Genomic DNA, 20,321 nt, shown 5'->3' on the forward strand with positions numbered 1-20,321 from the left:
GCGTATCCTAGCATCAACCACTGACCACATTCTGCGGATTGCCAGCCGCCCAGCGGATGATGTTGTCCAGCGTGGTACTGGCGATACCGTCCAGTGCCTCGCGGGTCAGAAAAGCCTGGTGGGCGGTCACGATCACATTGGGGAAGGTCAGCAGCCGTGCCAGCACATCATCCTGCAGTGGCATGTCGGAGCGGTCTTCGAAGAACAGTTGCGCCTCCTCTTCATAGACGTCCAGGCCCAGGTAGCCAAGCTGGCCGCTTTTGAGGGCGTCGATCAACGCCGGGGTGTCGACCAGTGCGCCACGGCCAGTGTTGATCAGCATCGCACCGGGTTGCAGCAGGCTTAGGCTCTGGGCGTTTATCAAATGCCGGGTGTGCTCGGTCAGCGGGCAGTGCAGGCTGATGATCCGAGCTCCGCGCAGCAGTTCGGGCAGCTCCAGATAGCGGGCGCCGAGGGCCAACAACTCAGGGTTGGGGGAGGGGTCGTATGCCAGCAATTGGCAGCCGAAACCGGCCATGATGCGCGCGAACGCAGCGCCGATCTGGCCGCTGCCAACCACGCCGACGGTCTTGCCATGCAGGTCGAAGCCGGTCAGCCCATGCAGGCTGAAGTCGCCTTCGCGGGTGCGGTTGTAGGCGCGGTGCAGCCTGCGGTTAAGCGCCAGAATCAGGGCCACGGCGTGCTCGGCTACTGCATGGGGTGAATAGGCCGGAACGCGTACGATGCCCAGGCCAAGGCGCTGCGCGGCAGGCAGGTCTACGTGGTTGTAGCCGGCCGAACGCAGGGCAATCAACCGCGTGCCGCCAGCGGCCAGGCGCTGCAACACCTGAGCGTCGAGTTCATCGTTGATGAATGCGCAGACCACCTCGAAGCCACTTGCCAGAGTAGCGGTGTCCAGGGTCAGGCGGGCGGGCTGATAGTGCAGGTCCAGGGCGCTGCCGCTGGCGGCCCGGGTAAAGCTTTCCTGGTCGTAGTGTTGGCTACTGAACAACAGCACGCGCATGGCATACCTCCGTTAGTGCAATGGCAACCGCCCGGCTACAGGGCCTGTGCTGCGAGGCGGCCGATCGCCGCATCCAGCTCATCCAGCGCCTGCAGTGCCTGGGGGCTGCCCTGTTTGAGCAAGGTTTCGCTGCGCTGGCAGGCCGCACGCAACTGGGGTACGCCGCAATAGCGCGAAGCGCCGTTGAGCCTGTGCACCTGCTCGATCAGCGTCGTGCTATCGCGCGCCTCGCGGGCAGAACGGATTGCCAGGCGGTCACTTTCCAGCGATGCCAGCAGCATCGCCAACATGTCGGCTGCCAGGTCGGACTTACCAGCGGCCAGGCGCAGACCCTCGTCCGGGTCCAGTACCGGCAGCTCGCGGCTTTCACCCTGCTGTTCGTTTGTGAGCTCCTGTGCCGAGGTGCCAAGGCTCAAGCCGGCCCACTTCATCACCACCTGGGCCAGTTGTCGCTCGCTGATCGGTTTGGTCAGGTAGTCGTCCATGCCACTGTGCAACAAAGCGCGCTTTTCGTTGGCCATGGCATGGGCGGTCAGGGCAACGATCGGCAGCGGGCTGCCGCTTTGGGTCTTTTCCCAGAGGCGGATCTGCTCGGTACAGGCGCGCCCGTCCATGCCTGGCATCTGCACGTCCATGAACACCAGGTCGAACGGCTCGGCCTGTACCGCTTGCACTGCGGCATAGCCGTTGTCCACCGCGACCACTTGCGCGCCCAGGTCTTCAAGTAGCGTCTGCACCAGTAGCAGGTTGGCGGCATTGTCGTCGACGCACAGGATCTTCGCCCTGCGCTGGCCGCCGCTGGCCAGCCCCGGCTCGGCCAGTGGCCGGCGCGGCTGCACCAGCTCCAGCAGCAGGCGGCGCAACTTGCGCGTGCAGGTCGGCTTGGTCAACAACTGCCCATGGCCATTGGGCAGGTAGGGGTGGTAAAGCCCCTGCTCGGTGGTTGGGCACAACACCACGCACTGGCACTGCAAGCGCTCCAGTTGCTGGTTGTACCGGCCGAGCTGCTCCGGCGACAGGCTGCCGAGGTTAGCGCCGAGCACCGCGAATTCGAATGGCATGCCCGCCTGCATGCCTGCCTGCACCGCTTCGAGCAATTGGTCGTAGGACGCGAACAGGCTGACGCTCAGGCCACAATCTTCCAGTTGGTGCTGCAGGGCCTGGCGCGCCAGTTCATGGCCGTCGACGATTGCCGCCCTGCGCCCGAGCAACGGTTGCAGCGGTTGCTGCTCTATGTCGTCATGGGCCTTGGGCAGGCTCAGGCTGATCCAGAACTGCGAGCCTTCCCCAGGCGTGCTGTCGACGCCGATTTCACCGCCCATTTGTTCGATCAGGCGCTTGGAGATCACCAGCCCCAGGCCGGTACCACCGGGCTGACGGGCCAGCGAGTTGTCAGCCTGGCTGAATGCCTGGAACAACGTGCGCACATCCTGCGGCGACAGGCCGATGCCAGTGTCTTGAACGCTGATGCGCAACTGGGCGCTGTCTTCATGCTCGTCTTCGAGCATGGCCCGGACCACGATGGTGCCTTCGCGGGTGAATTTGATCGCGTTGCTAACCAAGTTGGTGAGTATCTGCTTGAGCCGCAACGGGTCGCCGATCAATGACGAGGGGGTATCGCGGTAGATCAGGCTGAGCAGTTCCAGCTGTTTGGCATGGGCGGCGGGGGCCAGGATGGTCAGGGTGTCCTGGACCAGGTCGCGCAGGTTGAACGGGATGCTGTCGAGCACCAGTTTGCCGGCCTCGATCTTGGAGAAGTCGAGGATCTCGTTGATGATGCCCAGCAGGTTGTCGGCAGATTTCTCGATGGTGCCCAGGTAGTCCAGTTGCCGCGGCGTCATTTCGCTTTTCTGCAGCAGGTGGGTGAAGCCAAGAATGCCATTGAGCGGTGTGCGGATTTCATGGCTCATGTTGGCCAGGAACTCCGACTTGATGCGGCTGGCTTCCAGGGCCTCTTTGCGTGCCATGTCCAGCTCGATGTTCTGGATCTCGATGGTTTCCAGGTTTTGGCGAACATCCTCGGTCGCCTGGTCGATGCTGTGCTGCAACTCTTCGTGTGCCCCGTGCAGCGTCTCGGCCATGCGGTTGATGCCGCGGGCCAGCTCGTCCAGTTCATGGCTGCCCATGGCCGGCAGGCGTTCGTCCAGGTGGCCGTCCTTGAGCTGGTTGACCGCATGCTTGATGCGTGCGATCGGGTCATTGATGGTGCGGCTCATGCGCATCGCCAACAGGCCACTGAGGGCCAGGCAGGCAAGGATCAGCAGCACGCTGGTGAACAGGTTGCGGTAGCCGCGCAGCAACATACCGTCGTGGGACAGTTCGATTTCCACCCAACCCAGCAACCGCTCGGCCTCGTCGGGCACGGCATCGGTCGCCAAGTCGCGGTGGTGGCCGAATACCGGCATCAGGTAGCGGGTTGCATCATTGCCGGTGCGTTGCAGCAGCTGTGTACCGGTTCCGCCGCTGGGGGGCAGGTTGATCATGCTTGGGCCGGCGTGGGCCAAGCGGCTGCGATCAGGCGCCAGAAAAGCCACTGCGCGCACGTCGGCCTGCTCCAGGGTCTGCGCGGCAATGCGCTCAAGTTGGGCCGGTGTGTGGCGTGCCAGGGCCGGTGCGGCCAGCGGTGCCAATTGCTCGGCAAGCAGCTTGCCGCGCTGCATCAGTTGCGTGCGCAATTGGTCTTGCTGCAGCCAGGTGAAATAGCTACCCAGCACCAGTGCCATCAGGCTGGCCGGCAGCAGCGCCAACAGCAGCACCCGGCTTCTGATTCCCAAACGATCGAGCACAGTCGCCTCCTGTGATGTGCCTGCGCCGTCGTCGCTGCGACGGGACAAAGCGGAAAGTTACTCCGCTGGCTGCCCTAATGCACCTTTTCAATTTCTTTTCATTGCCCTGCCGAGGCGCTTGTCGCTGGGCAGTTGCCTGGCGAGTAGGCATACACAATAATCCAGCAATTGAGAATTTATGGCAGTTGCTAATGAATCCTGTAACTAATTGCGTTTCCCGCATCCTCGCCATCGAAGACGATCCGGTGCTGGGGGGGTACCTGCACGACGCGTTACAGCGAGGTGGCTTTCAGGTCACTTGGTGCCGCGATGGGCTTGAAGGGCTGGAAGCGGCAAAGCGGCAGTCCTTCGACGTGGTGTTGATGGACATCCTGCTGCCAGGCCTCAACGGCCTGGATGCCCTTGCCCGGTTGCGCCATAGCCATGCCACCCCGGTGATCCTCATGTCGGCGCTGGGTGCCGAGGCGGATCGTATCAGCGGGTTTCAGCGCGGTGCCGACGACTACCTGCCCAAGCCCTTCAGCATGGCCGAACTGCAGGTGCGAATAGAGGCGATCCTGCGCCGGGTTGCCCTCGAGCGCCGGCATCAGCCGCCTTTGCAAGCCGACGATGGCACGTTGCAGTTCGACGAATCCCTGAGTGACGTCAGCTTGGCAGGGCAGCCGGCTGGCCTGACCCCTAGCGAATATCGCCTGTTCGATATGCTTTACCGCAATCGCGATGAAGTGCTCAGCAAGCCCTTTCTTTATCAGCACGTGCTCCAGCGCGGCTATTCGCGTCATGACCGCAGCCTGGACATGCACGTCAGCCAGATACGCCGCAAGCTTAAGGGCATCGGTTACCACGAGCGGCAGGTCCGCACGGTATGGGGCAAAGGCTACGTACTGAGCGCCGGCGAGGCGGACTGAAGATGCTCGATCGCCATTCGTTGTTCTGGAGGCTGGCCATTTTGCTGGTGGGCTTCTGCCTGTTGATGATCGGCCTTAGCTACAGCTGGGGCCGGCATATGGAAACCCGCAACGCATTTCTCGACGAGCCGGCACGCCAGGTGCTGCGCGGCTATGCCAGCGAGGCTGAGCAGGCGTGGCGCGGCGGTGGGCGCGAAGGCCTGGACCGATGGGTCAGTGCAATGCATCAGCGTGAGCACGGCTGGATCGGCGTGCTCGACCTCAACCTCAAACCGCTCAACAGCGCAGCCCCAGGGCCCGAGGTGATGCAGCGGCTGACCCGCTTGCGCGGCGTCGACTGGCCCATGAGCCGGCGCAGCACTGAGCAGCCGTGGTTGCGCATACCGTTTCCCGGCGCGCCGCAGCAAGGCATGCTGGTGATGGAGCTGCCCACCCGGCTCAACCCCGGCCAGTACCGCCTGGCCTGGCAGATCGTCACCAACGGCATCATCCCCGGTGTGTTTACCTTGCTGCTGTGCGTGGGGCTTTACCGGATGTTGATCGTGCCCCTCAACCAGTTGCGCGAGCAGGCCTCTGCTTGGCGCGCCGATCAACTCAACGCCCGCCTGGACTCGCGTCTGATCGCCCGGCATGACGAACTGGGGGAGCTGGCGCGCGCTTTCGACCAGATGGCCGAGCGACTGCAGGATACCGTGGCCATGCAGCAACAGCTGCTGCGTGATCTGTCCCATGAAATGCGCACGCCATTAAGCCGCTTGCGAGTGGCTTGCGACGGCGAGACCGACCTGGTGCGCCTGCGTGAACGCCTGGTGCGCGAGGTGGGCTGCATGCAGCAGTTGGTGGAGGACACACTGCAATTGGCCTGGCAGGATGCCGAGCGGACACCGATGAACCTTGAACCTATCCAGGTACAAGCGCTATGGGACCTGCTGGCAGAGAATGCTCGCTACGAAAGCGGTTGGGCCCCTGAACGCCTGCGCTGCGACTTGCCAGCTGATTGTTGGGTACAAGGCAACCTCAACTACTTGGCCCAGGCGTTGGAGAACCTGTTGCGCAACGCCATTCGTCATTCGCCTGACAACGGTGTGGTGCGCCTGGGCGGCCAGCGTGAGGGCGGCTACTGGCGTTTATGGCTGCAGGACGAGGGCGCAGGTGTCGCCGATGTAGACCTGGAGCGGATCTTCGCACCGTTCTCCCGGCTCGAAGGCTCACGACCCGGGGATGGCGGTTTTGGCCTGGGCCTGAGCATTGCCCGCAGTGCCATCCAGCGTCAGGGCGGCACGCTTTGGGCAGAGAATGCGATCCAAGGCTTGCGCTTGTGCATGCGGCTGCCGGTCAACCCGCCAGCCTGAGGGGGAGCAAGGGTGGTTGATAAGGGTACCAGCGCTGCGGGCGCACAGGGATTTGGCCGCTTATAGCGGTTGGCTATAGTCACCGCAGATTGCGTGATATGGCCGGGAAGGGTTTGCCGGTATGATAGTCGCCCCTGCCGTCCGGATTGTGAAATACACCATGACCTTGCAGTACCCAACCATCGCCGATTGCGTCGGCAATACGCCTCTGGTTCGCCTGCAGCGCATCGCTGGGCAAACCAGCAATACCCTTCTGCTCAAGCTTGAAGGTAACAATCCTGCCGGCTCGGTCAAGGACCGCCCGGCGCTGTCGATGATCACCCGCGCCGAACTGCGCGGCCAGATCAAACCAGGCGACACCCTGATCGAAGCCACCTCTGGCAACACCGGCATCGCTCTGGCGATGGCCGCGGCGATCAAGGGTTACAAGATGATCCTGATCATGCCTGACAACTCCACCGCTGAACGCAAGGCAGCGATGACCGCCTACGGCGCCGAGCTGATTCTGGTGACCAAGGAAGAGGGCATGGAGGGTGCTCGCGATCTGGCCGAAAGGCTGCAGGCCGAGGGCCGCGGTTTGGTTCTTGACCAGTTCGCCAATGGTGACAACCCCATCGCCCACTACAACAGCACCGGCCCGGAGATCTGGCAGCAGACTCATGGCAGCGTCACCCATTTCATCAGCTCGATGGGCACCACTGGCACCATCATGGGCTGCTCGCAGTACCTCAAAGAGCAGAACCCCAACGTGCAGATCGTCGGCCTGCAGCCGATGGAAGGCTCGGCCATCCCCGGTATCCGCCGTTGGCCCGAGGAGTACCTGCCGAAGATTTTCGATGCCACCCGTGTCGACCGGGTTATGGACATGTCGCAGCAGGAGGCCGAAGACACAACCCGCCGCCTGGCGCGCGAAGAGGGCATTTTCTGTGGCGTGTCCTCAGGTGGTGCGGTAGCCGCCATGCTGCGCCTGTCCCGCGAGGTGGAAAACGCCGTGATGGTCGCGATCATCTGCGACCGCGGCGACCGTTACCTGTCCACCGGCCTGTTCGACCCAAGTTAAATGTCAAAGAAAAAAAGCAATAGCGGCCTGCGCTTTCAACCAGCTGGCGGCAGCCGCACGCCTCAGGTCCCCGTGGGCAAGAAGCAGCGCCTGGATATCGAGCGCCTGGCCGGTGACGGCCGCGGCATCGCCTTCGTGGAAGGGCGCACCTGGTTCGTCAGTGGCGCCCTGGCAGGTGAAGCGGTCGAAGCGCGCGTGCTCAATGCCCGCGGCAAGGTGGTCGAGGCGCGCCTTGAGCGTGTGCTGCAGGCCAGCCCCGAGCGCCGTCAGGCTCCATGCCGCCATTATCAGCAGTGTGGCGGCTGTAACCTGCAACACCTGCCCCACGACGCCCAGCTGGCGCTCAAGCAGCGGACTTTGGCAGAGCAGTTGCAACGTGTGGCTGGCGTGCAGCCCGAAGCCTGGGCCGCGCCGCTGAGTGGGCCGGAATTCGGCTATCGGCGCCGGGCACGTGTGGCCGTGCGCTGGGACGCCAAGGCCAAGCACCTGGACGTTGGGTTCCGCGCCGAGGCCAGTCAGGAAATTGTCTCCATTAATGACTGCGCCGTGCTGGTGCAGCCTTTGCAGTCTATTCTCCGGCATTTGCCGACCGTGCTGCGCTCGCTGAGCAAGCCGCAGGCCATCGGCCATGTGGAGCTGTTCAGTGGGACCGCCGAAGCTGTGCTGGTGCGCCATGTGGCACCGCTGCCGGAAGACGATCTGCTGCGCCTGCAGGCATTTTGCGACCAAGCCAAGGCCCAGCTTTGGCTGCAGGGTGAAGGGGAGCCGCAACCTTGCGATGGCGCTGCGACGCTGGGCTTTGCCTTGTCGCCTTGGCAGCTTGAGCTGGCATGGCGCCCCGGGGACTTCGTTCAGGTCAACGCCCAGGTCAACACCGCGATGATCGAGCAGGCCTTGGCCTGGCTCGCGCCCCAGGCGCACGAGCGGGTGCTGGACCTGTTCTGCGGGCTGGGCAACTTCGCGCTGCCGCTGGCGCGCCAGGCCCGGGAGGTGGTGGCGGTTGAAGGTGTACAGGCCATGGTCGATAGAGCCGCAGCCAATGCCCGAAACAACGATGTGCATAACGCCGCGTTTTTTCAGGCCGATTTATCGCAGCCTTTGGCAGGCGCCGAATGGGCCGCCGAGGGCTTTTCTGCGGTACTCTTGGATCCACCGCGCGACGGTGCATACGAGGTGGTGCAAGGCATCGCCCGTCTCAACGCCAAGCGCTTGGTGTACGTATCGTGCAACCCGGCCACACTGGCGCGAGACGCCCAGGTGCTGGTCGGCCAGGGGTACCGGTTAAAAAGGGCCGGGATTCTCGACATGTTTCCTCAGACGGCACATGTCGAAGCCATGGCGTTATTCGAAGCGGGCTAGCAAACTGGCCCCTTGGTGCGGTTTCCACGGAAGTGAAGCTGTACGGTGATAGCCAGCGCACCCGTGTGGTGCGCTGTATGGAAAGGTATAACAAAGATGGTACAGGTGAGAGTGCACCAGCCGGTCAATACGGACGGCAGTATCAATCTCGATGCATGGCTGGACCATGTGGTGAGCGTCGATTCGGCTCTGGATCGCGTGGCGTTGAAAGAGGCCTGCGAGTTCGCCCAGGAAATCGAAAAGAAGGGTAACCCGGCAAAGCATTCGTGGGCCGATGGTACGTCCAGTTTTCAGGCTGGCCTGGAAATTGCCGAAATCCTCGCCGATCTGAAGCTCGATCAGGACTCGTTGGTCGCGGCGGTGATCTACCGCTCGGTACGCGAAGGCAAGGTGACCCTGGCCGAGGTTGGCCAGCGTTTCGGCCCGGTAGTGTCCAAGCTGATCGACGGCGTGCTGCGCATGGCCGCCATCAGTGCCAGCCTCAGCCCACGTCAGTCGCTGGTGCTTGGTTCCCAGGCGCAGGTCGAGAACCTACGCAAGATGCTCGTGGCCATGGTCGATGACGTGCGTGTGGCCCTGATCAAGCTGGCCGAACGCACGTGCGCGATCCGCGCCGTGAAATCCGCCGATGACGAAAAACGCCTGCGCGTGGCGCGCGAGGTGTTCGACATCTATGCGCCGCTGGCACATCGGTTGGGTATCGGCCACATCAAATGGGAGCTGGAAGACCTGTCTTTCCGCTACCTGGAGCCTGACCAGTACAAGCAGATCGCCAAGCTACTGCATGAGCGCCGCCTGGACCGTGAGCGGTTTATCAGCGATGTGATGAACCAGCTGCAGAACGAACTGTTGGCCACCGGGGTCAAGGCCGATATCAGCGGCCGGGCAAAACACATCTACTCGATCTGGCGCAAGATGCAGCGCAAAGGCCTGGAGTTCAGCCAGATCTACGACGTGCGTGCGGTACGGGTACTGGTGCCGGAGGTGCGTGACTGCTATACCGCGCTCGGTATCGTGCACACCCTGTGGCGGCACATCCCCAAAGAGTTCGACGACTACATCGCCAACCCCAAGGAAAACGGCTACCGCTCGCTGCACACGGCGGTGATCGGCCCCGAGGGCAAGGTGCTGGAAGTGCAGATCCGCACCCACGGCATGCACGAAGAGGCCGAACTTGGCGTTTGCGCCCATTGGCGCTACAAGGGCACCGACGTCAAGCCAAGCTCGAACCATTACGAAGAGAAGATTTCCTGGCTGCGCCAGGTACTTGAGTGGCATGAAGAGTTGGGCGATATCGGCGGCCTGGCCGAACAGCTGCGGGTCGATATCGAACCCGACCGGGTCTATGTATTCACCCCCGACGGCCATGCCATCGACCTGCCCAAAGGTGCCACGCCGCTGGACTTCGCCTACCGGGTGCACACCGAGATCGGTCATAACTGCCGGGGCGCCAAGATCAACGGGCGCATCGTGCCGCTCAACTACACCCTGCAGACCGGCGAGCAGGTGGAGATCATCACCAGCAAGCACGGTAACCCAAGCCGTGACTGGCTGAACTCCAACCTGGGCTACGTCACCACTTCACGGGCCCGGGCCAAGATCGTTCACTGGTTCAAACTGCAGGCCCGTGACCAGAACGTCGCTGCCGGCAAAACCTTGCTTGAGCGCGAACTCAGCCGCCTGGGCCTGCCGCAGGTGGACTTCGAACGGCTCGCCGAGAAGACCAATGTCAAGACGGCCGAGGACATGTTCGCCTCGCTCGGTGCCGGCGACCTGCGCCTGGCGCATTTGGTCAACGCCGCCCAGCAGTTGCTCGAGCCCGAGCGGATCGAGCAGATCGAATTGGTGCCGCGCAAGCCTACGGGGCCGCGCACCGGCAAGCGTGGCGATATCCAGATCCAGGGTGTCGGCAACCTGCTCACGCAGATGGCCGGCTGCTGCCAGCCGCTGCCGGGCGACGCCATTGTCGGCTATATCACCCAGGGCCGCGGCGTCAGCATCCACCGCCAGGACTGCGCCTCGGCGCTGCAGCTTGCAGGGCGCGAGCCAGAGCGAATGATCCAGGTTAGCTGGGGCCCGATCCCGGTTCAGACCTACCCGGTCGACATCGTGATCCGCGCCTATGACCGCCCGGGGTTGCTGCGCGACGTATCGCAAGTGCTGCTGAACGAGAAAATCAACGTACTGGCGGTCAACACCCGTTCGAACAAGGAAGACAACACCGCGCTGATGTCGCTGACCATCGAGATTCCGGGCCTGGACGCGCTGGGGCGCCTGCTGGGGCGGATATCGCAGTTGCCGAATATCATCGAAACGCGGCGTAACCGTACCCCTTGAGCGCGCGTGGCCATTTTCGCGGGTAAACCCGCTCCTTCAGGTACAGTGCATATTTTCACGCTGCACAAATCCCTGCAGGACCGGATTGACCCGCGAACCAGGCACCACCGAAGGACCTGCTTAAATGACCTACACCCTCCAAGACCTGCTGCACCTCATGGCCCGTCTGCGCGATCCGCAGTATGGCTGCCCTTGGGACCTCAAGCAGAACTATGCGAGCATCGTCCCCTATACCCTCGAGGAGGCGTACGAAGTCGCCGACACCATCGAGCGTGGCGATTTCGAGCATCTGCAGGGTGAGCTGGGCGACCTGTTGTTTCAGGTGGTCTACTACAGCCAACTGGCACGAGAAGAAGGGCGCTTCGAGTTCGACGGTGTAGTCGACAGCATCACCCGCAAGCTGATCCGTCGTCATCCTCACGTATTCCCCACAGGCGAGCTGTATGCGCCGCTGGATACCCCCAGCCTGAACGAAGCTCAGGTCAAGTCGCGCTGGGAGCAGATCAAGGCCGAAGAACGCGCCGAAAAGAGCACACCCGAACAACTGTCTTTGCTCGACGATGTACCAGCGGCATTGCCTGCCCTGTCACGCGCCGCCAAACTGCAGAAGCGTGCGGCCACCGTAGGCTTCGACTGGCCAGCGGCGTTGCCGGTGCTGGACAAGGTCCGTGAGGAGCTGGACGAGGTATTGCAGGCCATGGCCGACAATGACGCCGACGCACTTGAGGATGAAGTCGGCGACTTGTTGTTCGCCGCCGTGAACCTGGCTCGCCACCTCAAGCAAGACCCTGAAAACGCCCTGCGCCGGGCCAACCGCAAATTCGAGCGGCGTTTCCGCTTCATCGAACAGGCATTGCGCGACAGTGGCCGCCCCATCGAAACTTGTAACCTTGACGAGCTGGACGCCCTGTGGGGCGAGGCCAAACGTCAGGAAAAGAACCTGCCCAGCTGCGGCTGAGCTGTTGCATAAGTGAGTGAACATTCATGAGCCTTTCCCTTCGCGACCAATTGCTCAAAGCCGGTCTGGTCAACCAGAAACAGGTCTCGCAGACCAACAAAGCCCAGAAGAAACAGAAGCGCCTGGAGCACAAGGGCCAGGTCGAAGTCGATGACAGCCAGCAGCGCATGGCCAAGGAGGCGATGGCCGAAAAAGCCAAGCGCGACCAGGAGCTCAACCGCCAGCAGCAGGAAAAGGCCGAGCAGAAGGCCCGTGCGGCGCAGATCAAACAGTTGATCGAAGCTACGCGCCTGCCCAAGTTGACCACCGAGGACTACTACAACTTCGTCGACGACAAGAAGGTCAAGCGCATTGCAGTCAATGCCCTGATGCGCACCAAGCTGAGCAATGGCGCGTTGGCCATCGTGTCGCACGGCGGTAGCTATGAGGTAATACCCCGTGAGGCGGCAGTGAAGATTCAGGAGCGTGACCCTAACCGCATCCTGCTGCTCAATACCCACGTGGAGGAAGCCGACGAGGATGATCCGTATGCGGCCTACAAGATCCCTGATGACCTGATGTGGTGACCGCGAAAACCCGCTCTGGCCAAGGCCAGTCGGTTTGATTGTCCTGCTCATCCATTTGGGCTGCATTGCAGCCCTTCGCGGCCAAACCCGCTCTTGCAGGTAATGCGTCGGCTAACTTTCGAGCGCATCAACTGTAAGAGCGGGTTCAGCTGCGCCGGGCTGCGAAACAGCCCCAATCGGCTTCACTGACCGGCATCACCGCTTAAGCGGGTTTGCTATCGAGAAGCGGTTTATTGCGTCGTGCGCTGTTTTTCCAGGTCTTCGAGTTCGGCACGGTACTGGTGGGCTTGCTGTTCGTCGTGGAACATGCCGACCAATTGGCCCTGCTGGTGCACATCCCAGATCCGCACACCAGCGGCCAGGCCTTCGTGGGACATTTTCGATTCGTCACGTTCGGTTACTTGGACTGTCATCGGTAAACTCCACTGCTTTAGTTGGCTGCGACGCTGTGTCGCACACCCCCTTTATAGAGTTTGTTAGCAGGCTAAGTAAATAAACTGGCCATGAAACAATTTTCATGAACGCCAGCCAAAAAGAAGCCCCGCACAAGGCGGGGCTCCGGTTATTGCGGGCTACAGCGAATCAGTTGCCTTTAACCGACTTGCCGTCGACCGTACCTTCTTGCAGGACGATCACGTACTCCTTGCCGTCGGTTTCGACCTGGCGCAACTGCACCAGCAAATAGTCCCAGTCTTTGGCGAACCACAGTTCGGTAATGCGTTTGTTCTGGCTCGGAGCCCGAACGCGCTCGACCTTCACCGCCTCGACCTGGCCGGTTTTAGTGGTGATTTTCTCAGTACCCAGCACGCGGAAGTCGTAGGTATCGATTTCGTCACCATCGACCACCTGGTACGTCATGCTCTTCTTGCCAGCGGCCACGTCGTGTTGCAGGGCCAACTGGTAGGACGACTTGTCCAGCACGCCGCGGTTGAGCGGCAGGCTGATCGGGTCCTTGCGGTCGGTGCCGGTGATCTTCTTGCTGTTCCAGTCGAAGGTCAGGTCGACGGTCTTGGCTTTGCCCAGGCCGCCCCGCTCGAAGTGGTATTTCTGCGGCAGCATGGTGTCGTTGTCCATGCGCAGAGTGCTTTGCTCGGTCAGGCTGGCGATCATCATGGAGGCCTTGAAATCAAGGTCCCAGCTGCCGTCCTTGTTCTTGACCAGGCTGCGCTCGGCGGTGCCACTCATGGGCAGTTGCTTCCAGTCGGCGGTGTAGCTTGCCGAGAACGGCTTCAGCTCGGCTGCCTGCAGAGGCAGGGCGAGTACGGTGAGGGCCAATAGCAGGGCGCGACGCATAAGTTCTCCTAGGGTCGGATCAAGTGACCACTGGCCGGCAGTGGCTGGTCGTCCAGTAATGCACCCTGTTCGCCCAGGTGCAAGCGACCTTGGGCAAACCAGTGCACCGCCAGCGGGTAGATCTGGTGTTCCTGATGGTGAACCCGTTGGGCCAGGCTTTGCACCGTGTCATCAGGCAGTACCGGTACCACAGCCTGTACGACCAGTGGCCCGCCATCGAGTTCCTCGGTGACGAAGTGTACGCTGCAGCCATGCTCCGCGTCGCCTGCTTCCAGTGCCCGGCGGTGGGTGTGCAGCCCCTTGTAACGGGGTAGCAGCGACGGGTGGATGTTGAGCAGGCGGCCTTGGTAGTGGCGCACGAAGTCGCCACTGAGGATGCGCATGAAACCGGCCAGTACGACCAGGTCGGGGGCAAAGCCGTCGATGCGCGCCATCAAGGCGGCATCGAAGGCTTCACGGCCATCGAACTGGGTGTGATCGAGCACCACGGTGGCGATCCCCGCTGCCTGGGCCCGTTGCAGGCCGTAGGCGTCGGCACGGTTGGAAACCACCGCGCCGATGCGAACCGGGCTGTCCTGCACGTGGCAGCTGTCGATCAAGGCTTGCAGGTTGCTGCCGGAACCCGACAGCAGTACCACAACATTGCAGGGCTTGCTCGGCATCAGTGTGCCTTGAGGTTCTGCAGTTCGACCTGGGCGGCGCCTTCGGCGGCTTCGGCGATGTGGCCGATGACCCAAGGTTGCTCACCGGCGGCGCGCAGTTCGTTCAGGGCAGCGTCTACCTGATCCTGAGCGACGCAGATGACCATGCCGACACCGCAGTTCAGTACACGGTGCATTTCGTGCTCATCGACATTGCCTTGCTGCTGCAGGAAGTCGAACACCGCCGGGCGCTGCCAGCTGGCTACGTCGATCACGGCCTGGGCGTTGTCTGGCAGCACCCGTGGGATGTTGTCCAGCAGGCCGCCACCGGTGATGTGGGCCATGGCCTTGACCGCGCCAGTGTTCTTGATCAGTTGCAGCAGTGGCTTGACATAGATGCGGGTCGGCGCCATCAGCAGGTCGGTCAGCGGCTTGCCGTCGAGCTGAGTGTTTTCGATGTCGGTTGCCGACACTTCGAGGATCTTGCGGATCAGCGAGTAGCCGTTGGAGTGCGGGCCGGAAGATGGCAGGGCGATCAGCGCGTCACCGGTGGCCACTTTGGAGCCGTCGATGATTTCGGCCTTTTCCACCACGCCCACGCAGAAGCCGGCCAGGTCGTAGTCTTCGCCTTCATACATACCCGGCATTTCGGCGGTTTCGCCACCGACCAGGGAGCAGCCAGCCAATTCGCAGCCGGCGCCAATGCCGGTGACCACGGTGGCGGCCACGTCGACGTTCAGTTTGCCGGTGGCATAGTAATCGAGGAAGAACAGCGGTTCTGCGCCGCAGACCACCAGGTCGTTGACGCACATGGCGACCAGGTCCTGGCCGATGCTGTCGTGCTTGTTCAGGTTCAGTGCCAGGCGCAGTTTGGTGCCGACGCCGTCGGTGCCAGAGACCAGCACCGGCTGCTTGTAGCCGGCCGGGATCTCGCAGAGGGCGCCGAAGCCGCCCAGGCCACCCATGACTTCAGGGCGTGCGGTGCGTTTTGCCACGCCCTTGATGCGTTCGACCAGTGCTTCGCCGGCGTCGATGTCTACACCGGCGTCCTTGTAGCTCAGGGAGGGTTGCTTGCTCATTGATCCAGGCCTTTAAGAGGGAGGGATTCGTAAAAACGACCATGACGGCCAAGGCCGGCTCGAAAGCGGCGGCTGCCTGAAACGTCAGTGGTCTGTGAAGGCGCGCGATTTTATCAGGGTTGCCGGGCAGCGGCCATCCTCAGGCCGACGGGCAGGGCGGTTAATTGCTGAAAAAGGTAAGTGGGTGGTTGATAACCATGCTTGTGTATAAGCTGCAAATCACAAGCTCGATGCTCAACCGGACAGGAATCCTCATGCGACTTTTCATTTATTTGGCAGCAGGGTGCATGGCACTGGCCAGCATGGGTGCGCAGGCCGAATCCGTCTCTGGCCTCTATCAGGTGCGCGAACCGATTCAAGGGCAGGGCGCCGAGGCGCGTACCGCAGCCACTGCCAAAGCCTTCGAAACCTTGGTGTTGCGCCTGACCGGCGACTCCAAGGCGGCGCAGAACCCTGGCTTGGCCGAGCTGCGCAAGAACCCGCAACCGCTAATCAACCAAGTCGGTACCGATGCCGGGCCGCCCGAATCGGTGGAAGTCGAGTTCGACCCCGGCAGCACCGAACGTGCCTTGCGCAAAGCTGGCCTGGCGCTTTGGGGCAGTAACCGGCCCTCCATCCTCGGCTGGTGGCTTACCGATAGTGTCGATGGCAGCAACCTGATCGGCGACGGCCAGGCCAGTGCCCAGCCATTGCGCCGCGCCGCCCAGCACCGTGGCTTGCCTCTGCGCCTGCCACTGGCCGACCTGCAGGAGCAACTGCTGGCCAATGCCAAGCAGCTCGAAAGCAATGACCCTGCACCGCTGCGCGATGCGGCGCAACGCTATGGAGCCGATGCCCTGTTGGCGGTGCACGCCCAGGAGGCCGACGGCAAATGGCAAGGTAAATGGCAACTGTGGCTGGGTGACCAGCATGAGCAGGGCACTGCTGAAGCCGGTGACCAGGCTGCACTTGCCGATGCTGTGATGCTTGCGGTGGGTAACCGGCTTGCGCCACGTTACGTCATCAAGGCCGGTGCCAGCAGCCAGCTGCAATTGCAGGTGCAAGGCATGAACCTGCAACGCTATGCCGAGCTTTCCCGTGTACTTGAGCCCTATGGCCCGCGCCTGCAGTTGGCCGATGGCGGCACGTTGACCTATGCGGTGAGCGGTAATCGTGAGCAGCTACGGGCGCAGCTGGGCCTGGCCAAGTTGCAGGAAGTGCCGGCCGAGCAGGCCCCGCCTGCTGCAGCGCCCACGCTAAGCCCAGGTGCTGCACCAGGCCAGCCGGTCACCCCTGCGCCTGTCTCGGCCAAGCCGTTCGATGGCCTGCGGTTTCGCTGGTAAGGGGCCTATTGATGACTGACATGCGTCGTTGGATCGGGTGGGGTGCAGTACTGCTGATCGTGGTGCTGCTTTATAGCTTGCATAACATTCTTACGCCATTCCTGGTGGGCATTTTGCTGGCCTACCTGGCCGACCCGCTGGTCGATCGTCTGGAGCGTATCGGCCTGTCACGTACCTGGGGTGTGGTGGTGGTGTTTGGCCTGTTCACCCTGATATTGATGGCCCTGCTGCTGATACTGGTACCGATGCTGGCCAAGCAGTTGCTGCGCCTGTACGAACTGGCGCCACAGATGCTCGATTGGCTGGAGCACGTGGCGCTCCCTTGGCTGCAAGGCCATCTGGGGCTGGCCGACGGCTTCTGGAAGTTCGACAAGATCAAAGCCGCCATCGGCGCCCACATGGACAAGACCACCGACATCGTCGGCATGGTGCTGTCCCATGCCACTGCCTCGAGCCTAGCGCTGATCGCCTGGCTGGCCAACATGGTGCTGATCCCTGTCGTGGGCTTTTATCTGTTGCGTGACTGGGATTTGATGATGGCCAAACTGCGCAGCCTGCTGCCGCGTCAACGTGAACCTCAGGTGGTGGCGCTGGCAAGCGAATGCCACGAAGTGCTGGGGGCGTTCGTGCGCGGGCAACTGTTGGTAATGCTCGCACTGGGCGTGATCTACTCCGCGGGCCTGATGCTGGTCGGGCTCGAGCTTGGCCTGCTGATCGGCATGCTCGCGGGCCTGGCGGCTATCGTGCCATACATGGGTTTCATCATCGGCATAGGGGCTGCTTTGATCGCGGGGCTATTCCAGTTCGGCGGCGACCTGTACCCGATGCTGGGGATCGTCGCAGTGTTCATGGTCGGGCAGGCGCTGGAAGGCATGGTGCTGACGCCGCTGCTGGTCGGCGACCGCATCGGATTGCATCCGGTGGCAGTGATCTTCGCCATTCTCGCTGGCGGCGAGCTGTTCGGCTTTACGGGTGTACTGCTGGCCTTGCCAGTGGCTGCCGTGATCATGGTGCTGGTGCGTCATGTGCACGACCTGTACAAGGAATCGGACATGTACGCCGGGGATATCGACCCTGATCTGTAACCACGCCGAGCCGCCGGGTAACCCGTTGATTTTACTAAGGCTATCCGGCTGCGTGATTGTGCGCCCTGCATTGCAGGTATAGACTTTGCAGATTGTTCACCAAAGGCCCCCTGCGGTCCCTGTCGACTGCCCGCGAGCATGAAACCACCAATCCAGTTGCCCCTGGGTGTGCGCCTGCGCGATGACGCCACCTTCATCAACTATTATCCGGGCGCCAATGCCGCGGCGCTGGGCTATGTCGAGCGGCTTTGCGAGGCCGACGCTGGCTGGACAGAGAGCCTCATCTATCTGTGGGGCAAACAGGGCGTTGGGCGCAGCCACTTGCTGCAGGCGGCGACCCATCGCTTCCAACAGCGTGGCGAACCTGCGGTGTACTTGCCGCTGGCGCAATTGCTCGATCGTGGTGTGGAGCTGCTGGATTACCTCGCTCAATACGAACTGGTGTGTATCGACGACCTGCACGTCATTGCCGGCAAGGCGGACTGGGAAGAGGCGATGTTTCACCTGTTCAACCGCCTGCGTGACAGCGGGCGCCGCCTGTTGCTGGCTGCCTCGGCCTCGCCTCGTGAACTGCCGATAAAGCTGCCCGACCTCAAGTCGCGCCTCACCCTGGCGCTGGTGTTCCAGATGCGCGGCATGTCCGACGAGGACAAGCTGCGTGCCCTGCAGCTGCGGGCGTCGCGCCGCGGCCTGCACCTGACCGACGAAGTCGGCCATTTCATCCTCACCCGTGGCACCCGCAGCATGAGCGCACTGTTCGACTTGCTCGAGCGCCTCGACCAGGCCTCACTGCAGGCACAACGCAAGTTGACCATCCCGTTCCTGAAGGAAACCCTCGGCTGGTAAGCCCCGTAAACACAGGGCTTTGAGGGGTAAAACGAAAAAGTCACATTTTTTTCGATAAAATTTGCAAATGGCCATGATAGAGGGCATAGTTCCCTCCCTCTAAAGGATTACTGACACGGTCGTGCCCATGCTAAAGCGCTTCGCACCCCTCGTGCCTCTCGCACTCGTGACCCTGCTTTTTGGCTGTGCGGCCCAAGGCCCAGTTTCCCAGCCCCAGGATCACACCCCGGTTGCCTCGCAGTCGGTCAACAAAGTCAAAGCCTCGCCTTCGTCGGTCTTCGGTGAAGAAGAGCAGGCCACTGAAGACGATCTGGAGGCCTTCTCCAGCAGCAAGCCGTACCAGCTTCCGGTGCTGGCAGACAGCATTCTGGAGCGTGGGATGTCGCTGATCGGCACTCGCTATCGCTTTGGCGGCACCTCTGAAGCGTCGGGCTTCGACTGCAGCGGTTTCATCGGTTATCTGTTCCGCGAGGAAGCTGGCATGAACCTGCCGCGCTCCACCCGCGAGATGATCAACGTCGATGCGCCGAAGGTGGCGCGCAATAAGCTCAAGCCAGGCGACCTGCTGTTCTTCAGCACCAATGGCCGTGGCCGTGTGAGCCACGCCGGTATCTACCTGGGTGACAACCAGTTCATCCACTCCAGCAGCCGTCGTAGCGGCGGTGTGCGCATCGACAGCCTCGGTGACCGCTACTGGAGCAAGACCTTCATCGAAGCCAAGCGTGCCTTGGCCATGGCGCCGACGACCAATATCGCGCGCAACTGATATCAAAATGATGTACCCTGCCACGGCGGTGTTGCTTGATAAAAAAAGCTCGCCGCCGTGCGCATTTACAGAAAGCGTCTAATCTAAATTCTCAACTCTTTTCGGCTCCGGCCGGTCGGTCTTTGACAGGAAGTTCTGGCCATGAAGATGATGGCGCGCTTCGCATTCCTTTCCATGGTGGCTTTACTTGCCGCCTGTTCTAGCCGTGCCCCGGCGCCTGCGCCTGTGGTTCAGCCCACCATCACCTACAGCCAGCCAGAGGGCTCGCCGCTGGCTGACGACGTGTTGATCCGTGCTATCGGCCTGGTGGGTACGCCTTACCGTTGGGGTGGCAATACACCGGATTCCGGGTTCGATTGCAGTGGCCTTATCGGTTACGTGTACCGCGATGCTGCTGGTATCAGCCTGCCACGTTCGACCCGCGAGATGATCGTGATGCGCGCGCCCACGGTGAGCATCAACGCCTTGCAGTCGGGCGACCTGGTGTTCTTCGCCACTGCCGGCGGTTCGCAAGTGAGTCACGCGGGCATTTATGTGGGCGAAGGGCGCTTCGTGCACGCGCCTTCCACTGGCGGTACCGTACGCTTGGATTACCTGTCCAACAGCTACTGGGCCAAAGCCTATCTGCAGGCCAAGCGTGTGATTCCCCAGGAGCACCTGGCGCAGAATCGCTGAGGGAACACCGGGTTCCTCTGCATGGCCACGCCGATTGACGGTCCCGGTGCAACCCTCTAACCTTCGCGGCGTGTTTCAGGTGCCCTGCCAGCTTCGACTGGGCAGGGTGAAACTGGGAAGCCGGTGGTCGCCAGCATGGCGCGATTCCGGCGCTGCCCCCGCAACGGTAAATGAGTGACGGCCGCGCAGTGCCACTGGGTGTGAACACCCGGGAAGGCGCGTAGCCCTGGGCCCACGGCCCGCTCATGAGCCCGGAGACCGGCCTGATACTGCCAACGGCATCAC

General features: G+C 62.2%; 18 protein-coding genes and 1 riboswitch. Of the genes, 12 read left to right on the forward strand and 6 right to left on the reverse strand.

The genetic code is table 11. From position 1 onward, the window contains the following. Positions 1-13: 13 nt before the first annotated feature. Both HU725_RS05665 and HU725_RS05670 read right to left on the reverse strand, forming a co-directional pair. Positions 14-1,003 carry a 2-hydroxyacid dehydrogenase gene (locus HU725_RS05665; RefSeq protein ID WP_186476495.1) on the reverse strand — a complete coding sequence of 330 codons (990 nt, stop codon included), beginning with the start codon at positions 1,001-1,003 and terminating at the stop codon, positions 14-16. A gap of 35 nt (positions 1,004-1,038) precedes the next feature. Then, positions 1,039-3,789, reverse strand: coding sequence for a response regulator (locus HU725_RS05670; RefSeq protein WP_186476496.1), 2,751 nt, complete (start codon positions 3,787-3,789; stop codon positions 1,039-1,041). Positions 3,790-3,980: 191 nt separating this feature from the next. On the opposite strand from HU725_RS05670, the gene HU725_RS05675 reads away from it, so the two are divergent. From HU725_RS05675 to HU725_RS05705, 7 genes are all read left to right on the forward strand, one after another. Further along, complete coding sequence (locus tag HU725_RS05675; RefSeq protein WP_186476497.1) at positions 3,981-4,697, forward strand: response regulator transcription factor; 717 nt, start codon at positions 3,981-3,983, stop codon at positions 4,695-4,697. Between the two features lie 2 nt (positions 4,698-4,699). Beyond that, a complete protein-coding gene (locus HU725_RS05680; RefSeq protein WP_186476498.1) occupies positions 4,700-6,049 on the forward strand; it encodes a sensor histidine kinase in 1,350 nt (449 codons plus the stop codon). A 160-nt stretch (positions 6,050-6,209) separates the two neighbouring features. Then, entirely contained in the window at positions 6,210-7,109 is a 900-nt protein-coding gene (cysM, locus tag HU725_RS05685) for a cysteine synthase CysM (RefSeq protein WP_060480304.1), read from the forward strand. Continuing rightward, positions 7,110-8,468, forward strand: coding sequence for a 23S rRNA (uracil(1939)-C(5))-methyltransferase RlmD (gene rlmD / locus HU725_RS05690; protein WP_186476499.1), 1,359 nt, complete (start codon positions 7,110-7,112; stop codon positions 8,466-8,468). Positions 8,469-8,564: 96 nt separating this feature from the next. Next, the gene (gene relA, locus HU725_RS05695) at positions 8,565-10,805 is read left to right on the forward strand and encodes a GTP diphosphokinase (protein WP_186476500.1); all 2,241 of its coding nucleotides are present in this window, start codon (positions 8,565-8,567) and stop codon (positions 10,803-10,805) included. 124 nt (positions 10,806-10,929) lie between these two features. Beyond that, positions 10,930-11,763, forward strand: a complete 834-nt coding sequence (mazG, locus tag HU725_RS05700) for a nucleoside triphosphate pyrophosphohydrolase (protein ID WP_060480301.1) — start codon at positions 10,930-10,932, stop codon at positions 11,761-11,763. 26 nt (positions 11,764-11,789) lie between these two features. Next, positions 11,790-12,329 (forward strand): DUF2058 domain-containing protein, encoded by a 540-nt coding sequence (locus HU725_RS05705; RefSeq protein WP_060480300.1) that lies wholly within the window; start codon positions 11,790-11,792, stop codon positions 12,327-12,329. A 230-nt stretch (positions 12,330-12,559) separates the two neighbouring features. Here HU725_RS05705 and HU725_RS05710 read toward each other — a convergent pair whose 3' ends face one another. The 4 genes from HU725_RS05710 to purM all read right to left on the reverse strand — a co-directional run bounded on the left by HU725_RS05710 (position 12,560) and on the right by purM (position 15,342). Further along, on the reverse strand, positions 12,560-12,742 hold the full coding sequence (locus HU725_RS05710) for a hypothetical protein (protein WP_060480299.1): 183 nt from the start codon (positions 12,740-12,742) through the stop codon (positions 12,560-12,562). A gap of 169 nt (positions 12,743-12,911) precedes the next feature. After that, positions 12,912-13,622 carry a DUF3108 domain-containing protein gene (locus tag HU725_RS05715; RefSeq protein ID WP_060479779.1) on the reverse strand — a complete coding sequence of 237 codons (711 nt, stop codon included), beginning with the start codon at positions 13,620-13,622 and terminating at the stop codon, positions 12,912-12,914. A gap of 8 nt (positions 13,623-13,630) precedes the next feature. Then, complete coding sequence (gene purN / locus HU725_RS05720) at positions 13,631-14,284, reverse strand: phosphoribosylglycinamide formyltransferase (RefSeq protein WP_186476501.1); 654 nt, start codon at positions 14,282-14,284, stop codon at positions 13,631-13,633. Continuing rightward, a complete protein-coding gene (gene purM / locus HU725_RS05725) occupies positions 14,284-15,342 on the reverse strand; it encodes a phosphoribosylformylglycinamidine cyclo-ligase (RefSeq protein WP_060479781.1) in 1,059 nt (352 codons plus the stop codon). The genes purN and purM overlap by 1 nt, the downstream gene beginning before the upstream one ends. 254 nt (positions 15,343-15,596) lie before the next feature. On the opposite strand from purM, the gene HU725_RS05730 reads away from it, so the two are divergent. The 5 genes from HU725_RS05730 (at position 15,597) to HU725_RS05750 (ending at position 20,036) form a co-directional block, all read left to right on the forward strand. Further along, positions 15,597-16,664, forward strand: a complete 1,068-nt coding sequence (locus tag HU725_RS05730) for a DUF2066 domain-containing protein (protein ID WP_186476502.1) — start codon at positions 15,597-15,599, stop codon at positions 16,662-16,664. A gap of 11 nt (positions 16,665-16,675) precedes the next feature. After that, complete coding sequence (locus HU725_RS05735; RefSeq protein WP_186476503.1) at positions 16,676-17,749, forward strand: AI-2E family transporter; 1,074 nt, start codon at positions 16,676-16,678, stop codon at positions 17,747-17,749. Positions 17,750-17,887: 138 nt separating this feature from the next. After that, complete coding sequence (gene hda / locus HU725_RS05740) at positions 17,888-18,595, forward strand: DnaA regulatory inactivator Hda (RefSeq protein ID WP_060479784.1); 708 nt, start codon at positions 17,888-17,890, stop codon at positions 18,593-18,595. Between the two features lie 127 nt (positions 18,596-18,722). Then, positions 18,723-19,361, forward strand: coding sequence for a C40 family peptidase (locus HU725_RS05745; protein WP_060479785.1), 639 nt, complete (start codon positions 18,723-18,725; stop codon positions 19,359-19,361). 141 nt (positions 19,362-19,502) lie between these two features. Further along, entirely contained in the window at positions 19,503-20,036 is a 534-nt protein-coding gene (locus HU725_RS05750) for a C40 family peptidase (RefSeq protein WP_186476504.1), read from the forward strand. Positions 20,037-20,096: 60 nt separating this feature from the next. Continuing rightward, positions 20,097-20,317, forward strand: a riboswitch (cobalamin riboswitch). Positions 20,318-20,321: the final 4 nt, after the last annotated feature.

Origin of the sequence: Pseudomonas promysalinigenes (genome assembly GCF_014269025.2) — a bacterium.
In the GTDB taxonomy this organism is placed as follows: Bacteria; Pseudomonadota; Gammaproteobacteria; order Pseudomonadales; family Pseudomonadaceae; genus Aquipseudomonas; species Aquipseudomonas promysalinigenes.